The organism is Microbacterium umsixpiens (genome assembly GCF_053543675.1).
This window is the reverse complement of the sequence record NZ_JBLVOH010000208.1, coordinates 1-847: the sequence shown is the minus strand read 5'-3', so window position 1 is coordinate 847 and position 847 is coordinate 1. Positions and strand designations below refer to the sequence as shown.

The 847-nt window shown below is 64.9% G+C and carries 1 protein-coding gene; it reads left to right on the top strand.

Annotated elements, in window-relative coordinates:
• Positions 1 to 347: 347 nt before the first annotated feature.
• On the top strand, positions 348 to 830 hold the full coding sequence (gene flgN, locus ACNPM4_RS17960; RefSeq protein WP_448986590.1) for a flagellar export chaperone FlgN: 483 nt from the start codon (positions 348 to 350) through the stop codon (positions 828 to 830).
• Positions 831 to 847 lie beyond the last annotated feature (17 nt).

Genomic DNA, 847 nt, shown 5'->3' with positions numbered 1-847 from the left:
CGTCCGCGGCGGTCACGAGCGCGAGCGCTCCGACGGCCGCGAGCTCGTCGCGGGGGATATGGGTTGCTCGGGCGTGTGTTTCGGAGGCGAGGTAGCCGACCAGGGGGAGGTTGCTCTCGATGAGCAGATTGCGCTCAGCGCGCGACGACATGGGGGATGATCCACCTCTCTGGATTCACTCCGGAAGCTCCAAGGAGACGAGTAGATGCACTTATCACACTTCTTGTGATCTGTACATGGGGAGAACTACCCATCGCCGTTCCACATAGTAACCTTAGGGGCGCGGCAGCCGATAGTGACCTTTGGCCGCGTTAACAGGCGTGGCGATCACTGGGGAAAAGGGGATCATGGGAGCCAACGAACTATCGATACAGCTGTGGCGCGAGCGTGAACTGCTCGAGATGCTGCTCTTCAAACTAGACGAACAGCAGCTGCTGCTCGCAGCCGGGCGATCCCAATGGATCCAGTTCGCCGCGCGTGAGATCGATCAGGTCCTCGATCGCCTGCGTGGCGCGGGACTCGCGCGCACGGTCGAGGTCGCCGCGGTCGCCGAGGAGTGGGGGGCTCCGGAGGGCGCGACGATCCGCGAACTGGTCGCACACGCGCCGGAGGGCGCGTGGCAAGAGGTCTTCGCTGACCACATGCGCGCGCTGACGAAGCTCGCCGCCGAGGTCGAGCAGCTGCGCGACGCGAACACGGAGCAGCTCAGCGGCGTGCTCCGTGCCACTCAGGAGACGCTCGCCGCGCTGGGGCACGAGACGGGCGAATACACGACGAACGGTGACCGCGCGCGCGACGACGCCGCGCGCATCATCGATACCGAGATATGACCGGAAGGGGATCATGT